At 66.4% G+C, this 17042-nt stretch carries 24 protein-coding genes; 17 read left to right on the top strand and 7 right to left on the bottom strand.

What is annotated here, in order from left to right; translation table 11 throughout:
* The first annotated feature begins 1 nt into the window (after position 1).
* On the top strand, positions 2–598 hold the full coding sequence (gene recR / locus GR316_RS06135) for a recombination mediator RecR (protein ID WP_211783091.1): 597 nt from the start codon (positions 2–4) through the stop codon (positions 596–598).
* Here the strand turns inward: recR and GR316_RS06130 are convergent.
* Together GR316_RS06130 and GR316_RS06125 are read right to left on the bottom strand one after the other, a co-directional pair.
* Positions 595–1218: an exopolysaccharide biosynthesis protein gene (locus GR316_RS06130; protein WP_211783090.1), complete on the bottom strand. Its 624-nt coding sequence runs from the start codon at positions 1216–1218 to the stop codon at positions 595–597. The two genes, recR and GR316_RS06130, sit on opposite strands and share 4 nt — an antisense overlap.
* A 70-nt stretch (positions 1219–1288) precedes the next feature.
* A complete protein-coding gene (locus GR316_RS06125) occupies positions 1289–2170 on the bottom strand; it encodes a LysR family transcriptional regulator (RefSeq protein WP_211783089.1) in 882 nt (293 codons plus the stop codon).
* A gap of 238 nt (positions 2171–2408) precedes the next feature.
* On the opposite strand from GR316_RS06125, the gene ffh reads away from it, so the two are divergent.
* The 13 genes from ffh to trpB all read left to right on the top strand — a co-directional run bounded on the left by ffh (position 2409) and on the right by trpB (position 12736).
* The gene (gene ffh, locus GR316_RS06120; RefSeq protein ID WP_211783088.1) at positions 2409–3893 is read left to right on the top strand and encodes a signal recognition particle protein; all 1485 of its coding nucleotides are present in this window, start codon (positions 2409–2411) and stop codon (positions 3891–3893) included.
* Positions 3890–4423, top strand: coding sequence for a GNAT family N-acetyltransferase (locus GR316_RS06115; RefSeq protein ID WP_211783087.1), 534 nt, complete (start codon positions 3890–3892; stop codon positions 4421–4423). Before ffh ends, GR316_RS06115 begins: the two co-directional genes overlap by 4 nt.
* The gene (locus GR316_RS06110) at positions 4420–4716 is read left to right on the top strand and encodes a chorismate mutase (RefSeq protein ID WP_211783086.1); all 297 of its coding nucleotides are present in this window, start codon (positions 4420–4422) and stop codon (positions 4714–4716) included. Before GR316_RS06115 ends, GR316_RS06110 begins: the two co-directional genes overlap by 4 nt.
* A gap of 37 nt (positions 4717–4753) precedes the next feature.
* Entirely contained in the window at positions 4754–5110 is a 357-nt protein-coding gene (rpsP, locus tag GR316_RS06105; RefSeq protein ID WP_211783085.1) for a 30S ribosomal protein S16, read from the top strand.
* Between the two features lie 3 nt (positions 5111–5113).
* A complete protein-coding gene (gene rimM, locus GR316_RS06100; RefSeq protein WP_211783084.1) occupies positions 5114–5611 on the top strand; it encodes a ribosome maturation factor RimM in 498 nt (165 codons plus the stop codon).
* Positions 5608–6294 carry a tRNA (guanine(46)-N(7))-methyltransferase TrmB gene (gene trmB, locus GR316_RS06095; RefSeq protein WP_211783083.1) on the top strand — a complete coding sequence of 229 codons (687 nt, stop codon included), beginning with the start codon at positions 5608–5610 and terminating at the stop codon, positions 6292–6294. Before rimM ends, trmB begins: the two co-directional genes overlap by 4 nt.
* Before the next feature lie 40 nt (positions 6295–6334).
* A complete protein-coding gene (gene aroA / locus GR316_RS06090; protein WP_211783082.1) occupies positions 6335–7678 on the top strand; it encodes a 3-phosphoshikimate 1-carboxyvinyltransferase in 1344 nt (447 codons plus the stop codon).
* The gene (locus GR316_RS06085) at positions 7675–8271 is read left to right on the top strand and encodes a (d)CMP kinase (RefSeq protein ID WP_211783081.1); all 597 of its coding nucleotides are present in this window, start codon (positions 7675–7677) and stop codon (positions 8269–8271) included. The genes aroA and GR316_RS06085 overlap by 4 nt, the downstream gene beginning before the upstream one ends.
* An 86-nt stretch (positions 8272–8357) precedes the next feature.
* Positions 8358–10037, top strand: a complete 1680-nt coding sequence (rpsA, locus tag GR316_RS06080) for a 30S ribosomal protein S1 (RefSeq protein ID WP_211783080.1) — start codon at positions 8358–8360, stop codon at positions 10035–10037.
* A 122-nt stretch (positions 10038–10159) separates the two neighbouring features.
* On the top strand, positions 10160–10444 hold the full coding sequence (gene ihfB / locus GR316_RS06075; RefSeq protein WP_211783079.1) for an integration host factor subunit beta: 285 nt from the start codon (positions 10160–10162) through the stop codon (positions 10442–10444).
* A complete protein-coding gene (locus GR316_RS06070; RefSeq protein WP_249218716.1) occupies positions 10441–10791 on the top strand; it encodes a lipopolysaccharide assembly protein LapA domain-containing protein in 351 nt (116 codons plus the stop codon). Before ihfB ends, GR316_RS06070 begins: the two co-directional genes overlap by 4 nt.
* On the top strand, positions 10792–11454 hold the full coding sequence (locus GR316_RS06065) for a phosphoribosylanthranilate isomerase (protein WP_211783078.1): 663 nt from the start codon (positions 10792–10794) through the stop codon (positions 11452–11454).
* A 49-nt stretch (positions 11455–11503) separates the two neighbouring features.
* Entirely contained in the window at positions 11504–12736 is a 1233-nt protein-coding gene (gene trpB, locus GR316_RS06060) for a tryptophan synthase subunit beta (RefSeq protein ID WP_211783077.1), read from the top strand.
* 17 nt (positions 12737–12753) lie between these two features.
* Here the strand turns inward: trpB and GR316_RS06055 are convergent, their stop codons facing one another.
* Entirely contained in the window at positions 12754–13134 is a 381-nt protein-coding gene (locus GR316_RS06055) for a DUF2237 family protein (RefSeq protein WP_211783076.1), read from the bottom strand.
* Entirely contained in the window at positions 13131–13811 is a 681-nt protein-coding gene (pth, locus tag GR316_RS06050) for an aminoacyl-tRNA hydrolase (protein ID WP_211783075.1), read from the bottom strand. The genes GR316_RS06055 and pth overlap by 4 nt, the downstream gene beginning before the upstream one ends.
* A gap of 90 nt (positions 13812–13901) precedes the next feature.
* Here pth and GR316_RS06045 point away from each other — a divergent pair, with 90 nt between their 5' ends.
* Positions 13902–14210 carry an antibiotic biosynthesis monooxygenase family protein gene (locus GR316_RS06045; protein ID WP_211783074.1) on the top strand — a complete coding sequence of 103 codons (309 nt, stop codon included), beginning with the start codon at positions 13902–13904 and terminating at the stop codon, positions 14208–14210.
* Positions 14211–14268: 58 nt separating this feature from the next.
* Here the strand turns inward: GR316_RS06045 and GR316_RS06040 are convergent, their stop codons facing one another.
* The 3 genes from GR316_RS06040 to GR316_RS06030 all read right to left on the bottom strand — a co-directional run bounded on the left by GR316_RS06040 (position 14269) and on the right by GR316_RS06030 (position 15870).
* Positions 14269–14886: a 50S ribosomal protein L25/general stress protein Ctc gene (locus GR316_RS06040; protein ID WP_211783073.1), complete on the bottom strand. Its 618-nt coding sequence runs from the start codon at positions 14884–14886 to the stop codon at positions 14269–14271.
* A gap of 97 nt (positions 14887–14983) precedes the next feature.
* Positions 14984–15451 carry a PaaI family thioesterase gene (locus GR316_RS06035; protein WP_211783072.1) on the bottom strand — a complete coding sequence of 156 codons (468 nt, stop codon included), beginning with the start codon at positions 15449–15451 and terminating at the stop codon, positions 14984–14986.
* Positions 15448–15870, bottom strand: a complete 423-nt coding sequence (locus GR316_RS06030; protein WP_211783071.1) for a PaaI family thioesterase — start codon at positions 15868–15870, stop codon at positions 15448–15450. Before GR316_RS06030 ends, GR316_RS06035 begins: the two co-directional genes overlap by 4 nt.
* An 88-nt stretch (positions 15871–15958) precedes the next feature.
* Between GR316_RS06030 and GR316_RS06025 the strand changes: the two genes are divergently transcribed.
* Together GR316_RS06025 and upp are read left to right on the top strand one after the other, a co-directional pair.
* Positions 15959–16330, top strand: a complete 372-nt coding sequence (locus GR316_RS06025) for a MerR family transcriptional regulator (protein WP_211783070.1) — start codon at positions 15959–15961, stop codon at positions 16328–16330.
* Positions 16331–16401: 71 nt separating this feature from the next.
* Positions 16402–17034 (top strand): uracil phosphoribosyltransferase, encoded by a 633-nt coding sequence (gene upp, locus GR316_RS06020; RefSeq protein WP_211783069.1) that lies wholly within the window; start codon positions 16402–16404, stop codon positions 17032–17034.
* The last annotated feature ends 8 nt before the right edge of the window (positions 17035–17042 follow it).

Below are 17042 nucleotides of genomic sequence, written 5' to 3'. Positions count from 1 at the left end.
CGTGGCCGAAGCTTCGGGTGACATCCAGACGCTGATCGACCTGTTGGCCCGGCTTCCGGGCCTCGGGCCGCGATCGGCGCGGCGGGCGGTGCTCCTGATGCTGAAGAAGCGGGGGCAGGTGATGGCCCCGTTGGCCCAAGCCATGGCCGAGGTCGCGCTGAAGGCGCGCGACTGCGTGCGCTGCGGCAATATCGGCGATGCCGATCTGTGCGACATCTGCCGGAACGAAAAGCGCGCCAATGGCGAGATTTGCGTCGTGGAGGATGTCGCCGACCTCTGGGCGATGGAGCGGGGGCGCGCCTTCGGCGGGCGCTATCACGTTCTGGGCGGCACGCTTTCGGCGCTGGACGCGGTGGGGCCGGAGGATCTGCGCATTCCCGCCCTAATCGACCGTGTGAGCGATGAGGGCGTGAGCGAGGTGATCCTTGCGCTGAACGCCACCGTGGATGGGCAGACCACCGCCCATTACATCGCCGAACGTCTGGAGGGGCGGGTGCGCGTCACCTCGCTTGCGCAGGGCGTGCCGGTGGGCGGAGAGTTGGACTATCTCGACGATGGCACGATCGGCGCGGCGCTGCGCGCCCGGCGCAGCGTTTAAAAGGCGTTCTGGATCAGGAAGATCGCCCCCGCCACGAGCGCCCAGACGACGCCCCAGACGATCACCAGCGACAGGATGCCCACCAGCAGCCCGACGATCACCCACAGCCCGTCGCGTTCCAGCATGCCGAGCGAGATGATCGTCATCGCAAGGGCGGGCAGCATGTTCCCCAGCGGGATCGGCAGCGCCAGCACCAGCGCAAGGATCAACAGCGCCGCCCCGACGAAGCGTTCGGTGGCCGGCCCGATCATCATGGGCAGGCGCGGCACCAGCAGCTTTTCGGCCCGGCCGAGGATGGGCGTCATCTTTCCGACCAGTGCTGCGAAGGCGGTCCGTTCCATCGACCGGGTGGCGATGAAGGCCGGAAGCCATGGCGCACGGCCCAGCATCAGTTGCGCCGCCAGAAAGATCAGCGGCAGGCCGAGGATGCCGGATGTGCCCGGCGGTGTCGGCAGCACGTTCGGCAGCGCAAAGATCAGGAGCAGCGCCCCGAAGGCCCGCCCGGCCATGGCCTCGATCAGATCGGCGATGGAAATGCGGTGCCGGGTGGTGTCGTGGGCGATCTCCTCCAGCACCTCGGACAGGCGGCGGCGCGTGGGGGCCGGGTCGTCGGCGGTCATGGGGCGGGATCCTGTTCTGGCACTCGGGCCACTGTGGCGGCCCGCTGCGGGCTATGCAACCCGCAACTCTTCACGTCCAAGTGCGGGCCGCCGCCTTCAGATGCTGAAGGAAGGCCTGCACCTTCAGCGTCCGGTGCAGGTCCACATGGGTGACGGCCCAAAGCGGGGCGTCCCATTCGGGGCGGGGGGGCAGCACCTCCACCAGATCGTCGCGCCCGGCCGTCTGGAATGTCGTGAGAAAGCCGATGCCCGCGCCGCTGGTGACCGCCGCCTCCAGCGCCCGGCTTTCGGAGACGCGCACGCGGATGCGGTCGGCGGGCACCTCGCTGGTGAGCCAGCGATGGAACGGCGCGCGGGAGATCGGGCCTTCGGCGGTGATGAAGCGATGCGCCATCATGTCGTTCAGCCCGTCGGGCATGCCATGACGCTCGATATAATCGCGCGAGGCGAAGAGGCCGCTGCGGATGCGCGCCAGCGGCTGGGCGACGTTGTCCGGCTCTTCGGGGGCGGCGCCGGCGCGGATGGCGACATGCGCCTCGCCGTAATCCAGCCGGAAGATGCGCATATCTGACAGGAAGCGCACCGTCAGTGCCGGGTGCTGCTGTTGGAAATCGGCCAGCACGGGCATGACGAGTTCGGCGACGCCGGTGATGGCGGTGATGACCAGTTCACCCGCCACCATCTCGCCCTGACCGCGGATGCGGCTGGCAAGCTGGCCAAACTGCTCTTCGGTGGTCTGGGCCACGGACAGAAGATCGCGCCCGGCCTCGGTCGGGGTGTAGCCGCGGGCGTGCCGCTGGAACAGCTTGGTTCCCAGCCGCCGCTCCAGCGCGTCGACATGGCGGATGACGGTGGCGTGGTGCACCCCGAGCGCCTCGGCGGCGCCGGACACCGTTCCCAGCCGTGCGACCTGAAAGGCCGTCCGTACTTCATCCCAGTTGTCGAAACCCATGCCGCCCCGCTGTATTATCGTTGCTCACAGCATAGATCGCCAAGCCGCAGATGCAACGCCGCGCTTGACTCCGCGCCCCGTGCCGGGGTATACGCGGCCCGATTTCCCGGAGTTCATGCGGCTCCGGTCCCCTGCCGATCAGGGGATCGCCACCCACCAGCGCGTCGCGCCCGTGGGTGCCGTTGGTGTTTGGGACGTTCCCCGCTATGTCGGGGTCAGGCAATTGGAAAGGGATGCCATGTTCGAGAATCTGTCTGAACGGCTTGGCGGCGTCTTTGATCGCCTGACCCGTCAGGGCGCGCTGACCGACGCCGATGTGGCCACCGCCCTGCGCGAAGTGCGCACCGCGCTGCTGGAGGCGGACGTGTCGCTTCCCGTCGCGCGCGAATTCACCAAGCGTGTGCAGGCGAAGGCTACCGGCCAGCATGTCACCAAATCGGTGACGCCCGGCCAGCAAGTGGTGAAGATCGTCCATGACGAGCTGATCGCCGTGCTGCAGGGCGAAGGCCCGGCGGACGCGCTGAAGATCGACAACCCGCCCGCCGCGATCCTGATGGTCGGTCTGCAAGGCTCGGGTAAGACGACGACGACGGCCAAGCTGGCCAAGCGTCTGAAGGACCGTCAGGGCAAGCGCATCCTCCTTGCCTCGCTCGACACCAACCGTCCGGCCGCGATGGAGCAGCTGGCGATTCTGGCCGCGCAGGTCGGGGTGGACAGCCTGCCGATCGTGGCGGGTCAGACGGCGGTGCAGATCGCGCAGCGGGCCAAGACCCAAGCCTCGATGGGCGGGTACGACATCCTGATGCTGGACACCGCCGGGCGTCTGCATATCGACGAAGTGCTGATGTCCGAAGTGCAGGCCGTCCGCGACATCGCCCAGCCGCGCGAAACGCTGCTGGTGGTCGATGGTCTGACGGGGCAGGACGCGGTGAACGTCGCTGCGCAGTTCGACGGGCAGGTGGGCATTTCGGGCGTGGTGCTGACGCGGATGGACGGCGACGGGCGCGGCGGTGCCGCCCTGTCGATGCGCCATGTCACGGGCAAGCCGATCCGTTTCGTCGGCCTCGGCGAGAAGGTGGACGCGCTGGAGGAGTTCGATCCCGAGCGTGTGGCGGGCCGCATCCTCGGCATGGGCGACATCGTCGCGCTGGTCGAGAAGGCGCGCGAGACGTTCGAGGCCGAGCAGGCCGAGCGTATGGCCAAACGCTTCGCCAAGGGTCTGTTCAACATGAACGACCTGAAGACGCAGCTGGATCAGATGCTCAAGATGGGCGGGATGCAGGGCGTCATGGGCATGCTTCCGGGCATGGGCAAGATGCAGAAGGCCGCCGCCGAGGCCGGCATGGACGACCGTATGCTGCGCCGACAGATCGCGCTCATCAACTCCATGACCAAGAAGGAGCGGGCCAATCCCGACCTTCTTCAGGCCAGCCGCAAGAAGCGCATCGCCGCCGGTGCGGGGCTTGAGGTGTCCGAACTGAACAAGCTTCTGAAGCAGCATCGCCAGATGGCGGACATGATGAAGAAGATGGGCAAGGGCGGCGCCATGAAGCAGGCGCTGAAGGGCATGATGGGCGGCAAGACCCCCGATCTGGCCAATATGGACCCGGCCGAACTCGAAGCCGCCGCCAAGGCGATGAAGGGCGGCATGGGCGGAATGCCCGGCCTGCCGCGCGGCATGACGCTGCCTGCGGGCCTGTCGGGAATGATGCGCAAGAAATGACCGTCTTTGCCGATCATCCGGTTCTGGAGACGGAACGCCTGATCCTGCGCCCGCCGCAGGCGACGGATTACTCCGTCTATGCGGCCTTCATGGGCAGCCCGCGATCCGCAGGGGTGTCCGGGCCGGTCGGACCGGATGAGGCATGGGTGCGTTTCGCCCGCCTTCTTGGCCACCGCATCCTGCGCGGCTGGGGCGTGTTCATCGTGACGGACCGCGTGGATGGCACGGTGCTGGGGGCCATCGGCCCGCATTTCCCCGCAGGCCGCCCCGAGCCGGAGATCGCTTGGTCCCTCTGGGATGCGGCGGCCGAAGGGCGGGGGATCGCAGCGGAGGCGGCGATCCGCGTTCTGGATCACGTCTTCACCGATCTGGAATGGACGACGGCCGTCAGCTATGTCGCCTGCGACAACACCCGTTCGGCCGCGTTGGCGCAGCGGCTGGGCGCGCGCATCGATCCGGCGGCGGTGATGCCCGATTTGGGCGTTGCGGTGGATGTCTGGCGCCATCCCAATCCGAGGAGCCTTGCATGACCGACACCGCGATCCGCGCAGAACAGCTTCTGAAGGAACATCGGGCCGCCATCGACCGGCTGGATGCGATCCTCGTTTACACCTTGGCCGAGCGTTTCAACCAGACGCAGGCCGTGGGGCGGCTGAAGGCGGAATACAGCCTGCCGCCGGCCGATCCCTCGCGCGAGGCGCGGCAGATCGAACGGCTGGAATGGCTGAGCCGCGAGGCCGATCTCGACCCCGAATTCGCCAAGAAATTCCTGAACTTCATCATCGCCGAAGTCATCAGGCATCACGAACAACACCAGAAATGACCGCATCGCGGTCTGCCATATCCAAGGAGTATCCCAAATGGCCATGAAGATCCGTCTCGCCCGTGGTGGTTCCAAGAAACGCCCGCACTACGCCATCGTCGCCTCCGACTCGCGCATGCCGCGCGACGGCCGCTTCCTCGAGAAGCTTGGCACCTACAACCCGCTGCTGGCCAAAGACGACGAGCGCCGCGTGGTGATGGACGCCGAGCGCGTTCAGCACTGGCTGGCCAAAGGCGCGCAGCCGACCGACCGCGTGGCCCGTTTCCTCGAATCCGCTGGCCTGAAGGCCAAGACCGAGCGCAACAACCCCAAAGCCGCCGTGCCGGGCAAGAAAGCGACCGAACTGGCCGCCAAGAAAGCCGCGCGCAACGCCGCGCCGGCCGACGCCGAGTAATCCGTGTCGGGGGCCGATATCTGCGTGGGCGCGATCGCCGGGTCTTTCGGCGTGCGCGGTGAGGTGCGGCTGAAAAGCTTCTGCGCCGAGCCTGCGGCCATTGCCGATTACGGCCCCCTGACGACCGAAGGGGGGCGCAGCTTCGTCGTGACGCTGACCCGCCCGGTCGCGAACGGTCTGGGGGCACGCCTGTCGGGCGTGTCCACCAAGGAAGAGGCGGATGCCCTGAAGGGCACGCGGCTTTATGTCGGCCGCGACCGTCTGCCCGCTTTGGGCGATGACGAATTCTATCACAGCGATCTGATCGGGCTCGAGGTGCGCGACACCGGCGGCGCGCTTTTGGGGCGTGTCAGTGCCGTGCACAATTACGGCGCCGACGATATCCTCGAGGTGCAGGGCACGGGCGAAAGCCGTCTTCTGCCCTTCACCCGCGCTGTGGTGCCCACGGTGGACCTCGCCGCAGGCCGCATCGTGGTCGACCCACCCGAGGACAGCGCATGAGCGATCTTCACCCCGAACGCCGCAACTTCTACGGCCGTATCCACGGCAAGACCCTGCGGCAGAGCCAGAAGGCCTATCTGTCCGAAGATCTGGACAGCCTGCGCCCGCGCGGCATCACATGGGACGAAAACCCGGACCGCACCCCACTGGACCCGGCCGCCCTGTTCGGCGGCAAGGACATCTGGCTGGAGGTCGGTTTCGGCGGCGGTGAGCATATGGTGGCCATGGCCGCCCGCTACCGCGATGTGGGGATCATCGGGTGCGAGCCCTTCGTGAACGGCGTCGCGATGCTCTTGGGCAAGATCCGGGCGGCGGGGGTCACGAATGTGGCCGTCCATCCGGGCGATGCGCGCGATCTGATGGACGTGCTGCCCGAGGCGTCGGTGGCGAAGGCGTTCCTCAACTATCCCGACCCGTGGCCGAAGGCGCGGCACCACCGCCGTCGCTTCGTGACGCCCGATCACCTGCTGCCGCTTCATCGCGTGATGAAGCCGGGGGCGGAGTTCCGCGTGGCCTCCGACATCCCCGACTATATCCGCCAGACGCTGGAGGAAGGCCCGAAGGCTGGCTTCACGCTGGTGTCCGAAGGGCCGGATGCGTGGGAGGACTGGCACTCCACCCGGTACGAGCAGAAGGCGCTGCGCGAGGGCCGCGCCCCGCATTACGTGACCTTCCGTCGTTAAGTCCCGCGTGATATGGGCGTATCCAGAGAAGGAGACGCCCATGTCCGGCCACAGCACGCCCAAGCCCATCACCGCCCATCGCTCCGGCCCGCTTCGTGGTACGGCCGAGGTGCCGGGTGACAAGTCGATCAGCCACCGCTCGCTGATCCTTGGTGCGATGGCCGTGGGCGAGACGCGGATCCACGGGCTTCTGGAAGGGCAGGACGTGCTGGACACGGCCCGCGCCATGCAGGCCTTCGGGGCCGAGGTGGTGCAGCATGCTCCCGGTTCGTGGTCGGTGCATGGTGTCGGCGTGGGCGGGTTCCGCGAACCGGCGCAGGTGATCGATTGCGGCAATTCGGGCACGGGCGTGCGGCTGATCATGGGCGCCATGGCGACATCGCCCATCACGGTGACGTTCACCGGCGATGCCAGCCTCTGCAAGCGTCCGATGGGCCGGGTGACGGACCCGCTATCTTTGTTCGGCATGCAGGCCCATGGCCGCAAGGGCGGGCGCCTGCCGATGACCGTCATCGGGGCGGCCGATCCGGTGCCCGTGCGCTATGCGGTGCCGGTACCGTCGGCGCAGGTGAAATCGGCCGTTCTGCTGGCGGGTCTGAACGCCCCCGGCGAAACCGTCGTGATCGAGGCGGAGCCGACGCGCGATCATTCCGAACGGATGCTGGTGGGCTTTGGTGCGGATCTGCAGGTGGAGCGGACGGCGCAGGGCAACGTCATCACCCTGAAGGGCCAGCCCGAACTGCGCCCGCAAGAGGTGTCGGTGCCGCGCGATCCAAGTTCCGCCGCGTTCCCGACCTGCGCCGCACTGATCGTCGAAGGCTCGGAGGTCTTCGTGCCCGGCGTCAGCCAGAACCTGACCCGCAACGGCCTTTATATCACGCTGGTGGAGATGGGGGCCGACATCACCTTCGAGAACCCGCGCGAGGAGGGGGGCGAGCCTGTGGCGGACCTGCGCGTGAAGGCGTCGTCGCTGACGGGCATCGAGGTTCCGCCCGAACGCGCGGCCTCCATGATCGACGAATATCCCGTGCTGGCGGTGGTCGCGGCCTATGCCGAAGGGCGGACGGTGATGCGCGGCGTGAAGGAGCTGCGCGTCAAGGAATCCGACCGGATCGAAGCGATGGCCCGCGGCCTCGAGGCTTGCGGCGTGCGGATCGAGGAGGATGAGGACACGCTGATCGTTCACGGCACCGGCGGCCGGGTGCCGGGCGGGGCGACGGTGGCGGTGCATCTCGATCACCGCATCGCCATGAGCTTCCTCGTGCTGGGCATGGCGGCGCAGAAGCCGGTGACGGTGGATGACGGCGATGCGATCCTGACATCGTTCCCGATCTTCGGCGCGCTGATGACCTCGCTCGGCGCGGACATCCGGGCGGCCGAATGATCTTTACGGTTGCCATAGACGGGCCGGCGGCGGCGGGGAAGGGCACGATCGGGCGCGCCGTGGCGCAGCAGTTCGGCTTTCAGCATCTGGATACGGGGCTGCTCTATCGGGCGGTCGGTGCGCTTGGCGGCGATCCGGTGGCGGCGGCGGAGGGGCTGGTCCCCGAGGATCTGGCGCGCCCCGATCTGCGCAGCCTCGCCGCCGGTGCCGCCGCAAGCCGCGTCGCCGCCATTCCCGAGGTTCGCGCGGCGCTTCTGGCGTTTCAGCGGCGGTTCGCGCGGATGGAGGGCGGGGCGGTGCTGGACGGGCGCGACATCGGCACCGTGATCTGCCCCGAGGCGGAGGTGAAGTTCTTCGTCACCGCCTCTCCCGAGGTGCGGGCGCATCGCCGCTGGCTGGAGACGGGGGGCGATGCCGCCGACGTGCTGGCCCAAGTGATCGCGCGCGACCGCCACGATGCCGAGCGGGCGACCGCCCCGATGGTCGCTGCGCCCGATGCGCTCTTGCTCGATACGACAGAAATGTCTATATCCGCCGCAGTCGAGACGGCCGCGAGCGCCATCCGCATCAGGATCGAACAGGGTCGGGCCTAGGCTGCGACCCTTTCGCGTTTGTTTCGAAAAGACCGGCGGAGCCAACCGCATGGCCAGTAAAACCGTGTAAAGGATACTTAAACCGCATGTGCGCTAAAGCTACCATGGAAGAATTTGAAGCCCTCCTGCAGGAGAGCTTCGAGATTGACACCCCCGACGAGGGTTCGGTTGTCAAAGGCAAGGTCATCGCCATCGAGGCAGGCCAAGCCATCATCGACGTCGGCTACAAGATGGAAGGCCGCGTTGATCTGAAAGAATTCGCAAACCCCGGCGAAACCGCTGACATCAATGTCGGCGACGAAGTCGAGGTTTATCTGGACCGCGTCGAGAACGCGCGTGGCGAGGCTGTCATCAGCCGTGAGAAAGCCCGCCGCGAAGAAGCGTGGGACCGTCTGGAAAAAGCCTATGCTTCCGAGGCCCGCGTCGAAGGCGCGATCTTCGGCCGCGTCAAGGGCGGCTTCACGGTCGACCTCGGCGGCGCTGTGGCGTTCCTGCCCGGCTCGCAGGTCGATGTGCGCCCCGTGCGCGATGCCGGCCCGCTGATGGGTCTGAAGCAGCCGTTCCAGATCCTGAAGATGGACCGCCGCCGCGGGAATATCGTGGTGTCGCGTCGTGCGATCCTCGAAGAATCGCGCGCCGAACAGCGTGCCGAAGTCATCTCCAACCTGCATGAAGGCCAAACGGTCGACGGCGTGGTCAAGAACATCACCGAATACGGTGCGTTCGTGGACCTCGGCGGCGTCGACGGCCTGCTGCACGTCACGGACATGGCTTGGCGCCGCGTGAACCACCCGTCGGAGATCCTGTCGATCGGCGAAACGGTGAAGGTCCAGGTCATCAAGATCAACAAGGACACGCACCGCATCAGCCTCGGCATGAAGCAGCTGCAGTCGGATCCGTGGGATTCGGTCGAACAGCAGTACCCGCTGGGTTCGGTCCACAAGGGCCGCGTCACGAACATCACCGATTACGGTGCATTCGTGGAGCTGGAAGCCGGCGTCGAAGGTCTGGTTCACGTCTCGGAAATGTCCTGGACGAAAAAGAACGTGCACCCCGGCAAGATCGTCTCCACCTCGCAAGAAGTGGACGTCATGGTGCTGGAGATCGACAGCGCGAAACGTCGCGTGTCGCTCGGTCTGAAGCAGACGCAGCGCAACCCGTGGGAAGTGTTCGCCGAAACCCATCCGGTCGGTACGACGATCGAGGGCGAGGTCAAGAACATCACCGAGTTCGGCCTGTTCGTGGGTCTGGACAACGACATCGACGGCATGGTTCACCTGTCCGACCTGTCGTGGGATCAGCGCGGCGAAGACGCCATCCAGAACTACCGCAAAGGCGACACGGTTCAGGCCGCCGTCACCGAAGTGGACGTCGAGAAGGAGCGCATCTCGCTCTCCATCAAGGCACTGGGTGAAGACACCTTCACCGATGCCGTCGACGGCGTGAAGCGCGGTTCCATCGTCACCTGCGCGGTCACCGCGATCGAGGATGGCGGGATCGAGGTCGAGTACAACAACATGAAGGCCTTCATCCGTCGTTCGGATCTGGCCCGTGATCGTGCCGACCAGCGCCCCGAGCGTTTCCAGGTTGGCGACAAGGTCGATGCCCGCGTGACGAACGTGGACAGCAAGACCCGTCGTCTGGGCCTGTCGATCAAGGCGCGCGAGATCGCCGAAGAGAAGGAAGCCGTCGAACAGTACGGTTCCTCCGACTCGGGTGCGAGCCTCGGCGACATCCTTGGCGCGGCGCTCAAAGATCGCCGCTGACCCTTCGGAAAGGCCCCGCTTCGGCGGGGCCTTTTTCATTCCGGGCCATTTCTCGTTTGTCACGCGGACAAGATACCTTATATTCAGCGGGATAGGGCGCCGTGCTTGTCATCGGGGGGACTATGATCCGGTCGGAATTGATCCAGAAAATCGCGGATGAGAATCCGCACCTGACGCAGCGGCATGTCGAGCGGATCGTTCACACCGTCTTTGACGAGATCATCGAGGCGCTTTCGCGCGGAGATCGTGTCGAACTGCGTGGTTTCGGCGCGTTTTCCGTCAAGGCACGGGACGCGCGGGTAGGCCGCAATCCCAGAACCGGCGAAGCCGTCGAGGTCGAGGACAAGTTCGTCCCCTTCTTCAAGACCGGCAAGCTGCTACGCGAAAGGTTGAATGGCCGCTCATGATGCGCTGGATCCGAATCGTCTTCATCGTCCTTCTGGCGATCCTGCTTCTGGCTGTTGCCATCGCGAACCGTCAGTTGGTCACGCTGCGGCTGCTGCCGGACACCGCATCCAGCTTCTTCGGCTTCGGCGGCTCGATCCAGCTTCCGCTGTTCCTCGTGATCCTCGGTGCGGCGGCGCTTGGCCTGCTGATCGGGTTCGTCTGGGAATATGTGCGCGAGCATCGCATCCGCGCTGATGCGCAGCGCACCGAGCGCGAGGCGCAACGTCTGCGCGAAGAATTGGCCACGACCCGCAAGGAACAACCCCGTGACGACGTGCTGGCCCTGCTGGACCAGAAGGCGGTCTAAGTGCCCGATATCCGCGTCAAGATCTGCGGCCTTCGTACGGAGGCCGATGTGCAGGCCGTGGTCGCGGCCGGTGCGCATTATGCGGGGCTGGTGTTCTTTCCCCGCTCTCCGCGCCATCTGACGCTAGATGAGGCACGGATCGTGGCCTTTGCCGCGCCCCCCGGCCTTGCGAAGGTTGCGCTGGTGGTGGATGCCGACGATGCCACGCTCGATGCGATCGTGGAGGCCGTCCCCCTCGACATGCTGCAGCTGCATGGCCACGAGACGCCGGAGCGTGTCGCCGCCCTGCGCGAGCGTTATGGCCTCCCGGTGATGAAGGCCATAGGCGTTGCCGACGAAGGCGATCTTGCCGGTCTGATCGAGATGAGCCTTGCCGCCGACCAGCTTCTGATCGACGCCAAACCCCCGCGCGAGGCCGAGCTTCCGGGTGGGAACGGGCTGTCGTTCGATTGGCGTCTCGTGGCGCAGCGCCGCTGGCTGAAGCCGTGGATGCTGGCCGGGGGGCTGACCCCCGAAAACGTCGCCGAGGCGATCCAGCGGACGAATGTACGTCAGGTCGATGTCTCCTCTGGGGTGGAGGCGTCGCGCGGCGTGAAGGATCCCGCGCGCATCGCCGCCTTCGTGCGGGCCGCGACCGGGCCGGCGGTGCCGCGCCTGCGTTGATCTGGGCCGCCATCGCGTGTAGATCTGCCCCATCAACAGGAGACGCGCCATGGCCGAGGACGGCATCAACAGCTTCATGAACAGCCCCGACGAGCAGGGACGCTTCGGCATCTTCGGCGGGCGCTTCGTGTCCGAGACGCTCATGCCGCTGATCCTCGATCTGCAGGCGCGCTACGATCATGCCAAGACCGACCCGGAATTCTGGGCCGAGATGCACGATCTGTGGACGCATTACGTCGGTCGTCCGTCGCCGCTCTATCATGCGGCCCGTCTGACCGAACATCTGGGCGGCGCGAAGATCTACCTCAAGCGCGACGAGTTGAACCATACCGGCGCGCACAAGATCAACAACGTGCTGGGTCAGATCATTCTGGCCCGCCGCATGGGCAAGACCCGCATCATCGCCGAAACGGGCGCCGGTCAGCACGGCGTGGCGACGGCCACCGTCTGCGCGAAGTTCGGCCTGAAATGCGTCGTCTATATGGGCGCGCACGATGTGGAACGTCAGGCCCCGAACGTCTTCCGTATGCGCCTTCTGGGGGCAGAGGTCGTTCCCGTCACCTCGGGCCGCGGCACGCTCAAGGACGCGATGAACGACGCCCTGCGCGATTGGGTGACGCATGTGCGCGACACGTTCTACTGCATCGGCACGGTGGCGGGGCCGCATCCCTATCCGGCGATGGTGCGCGATTTCCAGTCGATCATCGGCAAGGAAGTCCGCACCCAGTTGGCCGAGCAGGAGGGCGAGGGCCGTCTTCCCGATACGCTCGTGGCGGCGATCGGCGGCGGCTCCAACGCGATGGGGCTGTTCCACCCGTTCCTCGATGATCCCTCGGTGCGCATCATCGGCGTGGAGGCCGGTGGCAAGGGCGTGGATGAGACGATGCAGCACTGCGCCAGCCTGACGGGCGGCCGTCCGGGCGTCCTGCACGGCAACCGCACCTATCTGCTGCAGGACGAGGATGGGCAAATCCTCGAAGGGTTCTCCATCTCGGCCGGTCTCGATTATCCGGGGATCGGGCCGGAGCATGCGTGGCTGCACGATACGGGCCGGGCGCAGTACGTCTCGATCACCGACAACGAGGCGCTGGAGGCGTTCCAGCTCTGCTGCGCGCTGGAAGGGATCATCCCGGCGCTGGAGCCGAGCCATGCGCTGGCCCATGTCATGAAGATCGCGCCGGACCTGCCCAAAGACCATATCATCGTCATGAACATGTGTGGGCGCGGCGACAAGGACATCTTCACCGTCGCAAAGCATCTCGGCTTCGACATGAAGATCTGATCGCCGCGCGCCCTCGGTCAGCCTTCGGGCAGGTCGAGGGCGTGCAGCATCAGCACCTCCAGCGGCACGACATCCAGCGCGCGCTGATGGGTGGCGGCAAGGCGGATATGCGGGGCCGCGCCCTCTTCGTGCGCCTGAAGGAAGCGCGACGCGCAGAGGCACCACCGATCGCCGGGTTTCAGCCCGGCGAAGCCGTATTCGGGCCGCGGCGTGGACAGATCGTTTCCAAGGTATTTCGACATCGCGAGGAATTCGGCCGTCATCATGGCACAGACCGTGTGGCTGCCCTGATCCGCCGGCCCGGTGTCGCAGCACCCGTTGCGGAAATAGCCGGTCAGCGGTTCGAGGGAGCAGGACTGAAGCTCCTCTCCTAAGACGTTCAGCGACGGTGCAATCATCGGAATTTCTCCATCAGCTTTTCAAGGGCGCTGCGGGTGTCGGCGGGCGGGGCATCCGCGGCAGGTTCGGTCTTTGCCGCCCGCGGCGCCGTGCCGGTGGAAGGGCGGGGCGGGGCCACGCGGTTTGCCACCGCATTCAGAAAGCGCGGCCCGTCGCCCTGCGCCAGCGACGGCGCGCCATCCGACAGCCCGCGCATCACATCGTCCAGCCAATCGCCCTCGGCCTTGGCGAAATCGGACAGCACATAGCCCGCGACGCGGTCCTTGTGGCCGGGATGGCCGATGCCCAGCCGCACGCGGTCATAGGCCTCGCCGATATGGGCGTGGATGGAGCGCAGGCCGTTATGCCCCGCATGGCCGCCGCCCGTCTTGAGCCGCACCTTGCCGGGGGCGAGGTCGAGTTCGTCATGCAGCACCACCACATCGGCGGGGGTCAACTTCCAGAAGCGCATCGCCTCGCCTACGGATTGGCCGGAGGCGTTCATGAACGTCTCCGGTTTCAGGAGGGCGATTTTTTCGCTGCCGAAGCGCCCTTCGGACACGCTGCCCTGAAACGCGCGCCGCCACGGGGAAAAGCCGTGATCGGCGGCGATCCGATCCACCGCCATGAAGCCGATATTGTGCCGGTTTCCGGCATATTTCGCGCCCGGATTTCCCAGACCGACCCAGAGTTTCATCGCAGCCTCCGTTTTCCCCGATGTAGCAGCGATGCCGCCGCTTGCAAACAGCGCCGTCCATCCCCACCCTTCGCGCAAAGGAGAGTGACCATGTATCTGACCATGAACCGTTTCCGCATCGTTCCGGGGCAGGAGGAGGCGTTCGAGGCCGTCTGGGCCGCCCGCGAAACGAAGCTGCCCGAGGTTCCGGGCTTCGTGTCTTTCCACCTCTTGCGTGGCCCCTCGACCGAGGAGGAGACGCTCTATGCCTCGCACACCGTCTGGCGGGATGAGGCGTCGTTCCGCGATTGGACCCGCTCGGAGGCGTTCCGCGCGGCGCATCGCGGGGCGGGGGGGCATGCGCATCTCTATCACGGTCCGCCGAAGCTGGAGGTGTTCAGCTCCGTTCAGTCGGTCTGATCCGCGCATGAAAAAAGGGCGCGGTGTCCCGCGCCCTTTCGTCAGCCTTGCGGGCCGATCACTCGGCCGAAGCTTCGTCCTCGGCCGCGTTCTCTTCGGACACCAGCCCCGACGGCGCGGAGATGTTGGCGATCACGAAGTTGCGGTCGATCGTCGGTTTCGCGCCGTTCGGCAGCACGATGTCGTTGATGTGGATCACATCGCCGATCTGCTTGCCGGCCAGATCCACGGTGATGTGGTCCGGGATGTCCGACGCGGTGACTTCCAGTTCGACTTCGTTGCGAACGATGACCAGCGTGCCGCCGCGCTTGATGCCCGGGGCTTGGTCGGCGTTCACGAAATCGACGTGGATGAACAGGTTGATGCGGCTGTTGCGACGCAGGCGCATGAAGTCCACATGCGTCGGCAGGTCTTTGACCACGTCGCGCTGAACGGCGCGGCAGATCACGCGCACGTCGTCTTGGCCTTCGACCTTCAGGTTGAACAGCGTGGACAGGAAGCGGCCCTGTTTCAGCAGTTTCAACAGGTAGTTGAAGTTCATGTTGATGGCTTGCGGCTCTTTGCCGTCGCCATACACGATGCCGGGCACAAGGCCGTCACGACGAGCTTGCCGGGCGGCCCCCTTGCCTGTCCCCGCGCGCACCGTGGCCTGAAGATCCGGGATCTCGTTTGCCATTGGTATTCTCCAAAAATAGGTTCCTCGCCCCGTCCTCCAAGGGTGCACGGGGTCGAAGCCTGCGCCTATAGTGGGAAATGGGCCAAAAGGGAAGGGGTCACGCGCCGTCGGGCATCAGGAAATGGCCGGTGGCCTGCGCGAACAGCCGCTCGCGATTGTCCTGCCAGCCTTCGACATGCACGCTGGCATAGCGGCGCCCGAAGCGCACCACCCGCGCGCGGGCATAGGCGTCGCGCGGCAGGCCGGGGCGCAGGTAATCCACCGTCATGTTGATGGTCCGGGGAAGGGCGGGCAGGGCCTCGCCCGCCTCCATCCGGGTCCAGGTGGAGGTCCATGCAAGTTCGATCAGGGCCGCCATCTCGAAGAAGGCGGCGGTGACGCCGCCATGGATCGCGGGCGGGGCGGGCACGCCGATCAGCGTTTCGCGGAAGGGCAGGATGGCCGTCAGTTCATCCCCGCGCCGATCGAAGCGCATGCCGAGGAAGGTGACGTAGGGCACCTCGGCTAGCAGCGCGTTCAAGGCGCGGTCGCGGCGTTCCTTCACGATCTGCACGGGTTCGATCATGCGCCCTCGCGGATGATGGTGAAGGTGCCGGCGGCGGTGGCCACGGGGCGGGCGGCATCGTCGTCATGGGCGGTGGCGCGCACGAAGGCGACATGCTGCGTGACGTGATGGCATTCGGCATGGGTGACGATGCGCTGCCCCGGCGTGGCCGCGCGCATGTAATCGATGCGCAGGTCGATCGTAGCGGTCAGGCCGCGCGCCTCGGGATGGGCCATGACGGCCGCGCCGCAGGCCGAATCCATCAGCACCGACACCGCCCCGCCCGCGATCACCCCGGTGGCCGGATCGCCCACCAATCGCGGATCGTAGGGCAGCGCCAGCACGGCGCGGCCGATGCCCACATCCTCGACGGTGATGCCGAGGGCGGCGCAATGGGGGATGACGGCGATGAAGTGCCGGGCGCGTTCCAGATCGTCCATGCCGCAGTTCTGCGACGATCGGCGGGGCGGCGCAAGTCGGATTGCTCGGCCCGGCGGACGCGCTATCTCGACCCGCAGGAGGAGAGGCATGGACCCATTGCTGAGCTTCAAGGAGATGTGCGCCCGGTTCGATGTGACGCCCCGGACGCTGCGCTACTATGAATATATCGAACTGCTCCAACCCCATCGGGAAGGGCGGACTCGTTTCTATGGTCCGCGCGAGGTGGCGCGGATGCAGGTCATCCTGCGCGGCAAACGTTTCGGATTCACGCTGGAGGAGATCCGCCAGTGGCTCATCCTCTCGCAGAGCGAGGGGGACGACGTGGCCCATAACGACCGCATCGTGGCCATCGCCGAACGCAAGCTGGAAGAGTTGACCCGGCAGCGCAGCGCCCTTGACAGCGCCATCCACGACCTGCGCGAATTGCGCGACGCCGCAAAGGCGGGGAAGATCGGCTGACCGGCGGCCTATTGCCCTTTGCCACGGCCGCCCGCGATGATAGCCCTGCGCCGTTGACTGGGAGACAAGACATGCTGGACCACCTGACCGTCGTGACGCACCCGCTGGTGCAGCACAAGCTGACCCTGATGCGCCGCAAGGACACCTCCACCGGCAGCTTCCGCCGCCTTCTGCGCGAGGTGAGCCTGTTGCTGGGATACGAGATCACCCGCGGGCTGGACATGACCACGGTGCGGATCGAAACGCCGGTGACGGAGATGGACGCCCCAATCCTCGACGGCAAGAAGCTGGCGCTGGTGTCGATCCTGCGGGCGGGCAACGGCCTGCTCGATGGTCTGCTGGAACTGGTCCCGGCGGCGCGCGTGGGGTTCATCGGCCTCTACCGCGATCCCGAAACGCTGCAACCCGTGCAGTATTACGCCAAAGTCCCCGAGGCGCTGGAGGATCGGCTGACCATCGCGGTCGATCCGATGCTGGCGACGGGCAACTCCTCGGTCGCGGCGATCGATCTCTTGAAGGCGAAGGGCGCGAAGAACCTGCGCTTCCTGTGCCTGCTGGCCTCGCCCGAAGGGGTGGCGGTGATGAAGGCCGCGCATCCGGACGTGCCGATCATCACGGCGGCGCTGGATGAGCGGCTGGACGATCACGGCTATATCGTGCCGGGCCTCGGCGATGCCGGGGATCGGATGTTCGGCACGAAGTAACGCGCGGC

This window comes from Falsirhodobacter algicola (assembly GCF_018279165.1).
GTDB lineage: Bacteria > Pseudomonadota > Alphaproteobacteria > Rhodobacterales > Rhodobacteraceae > Falsirhodobacter > Falsirhodobacter algicola.
Note: the sequence above shows the minus strand (reverse complement) of the source record. Positions and strands in the feature narration are given on the sequence as shown.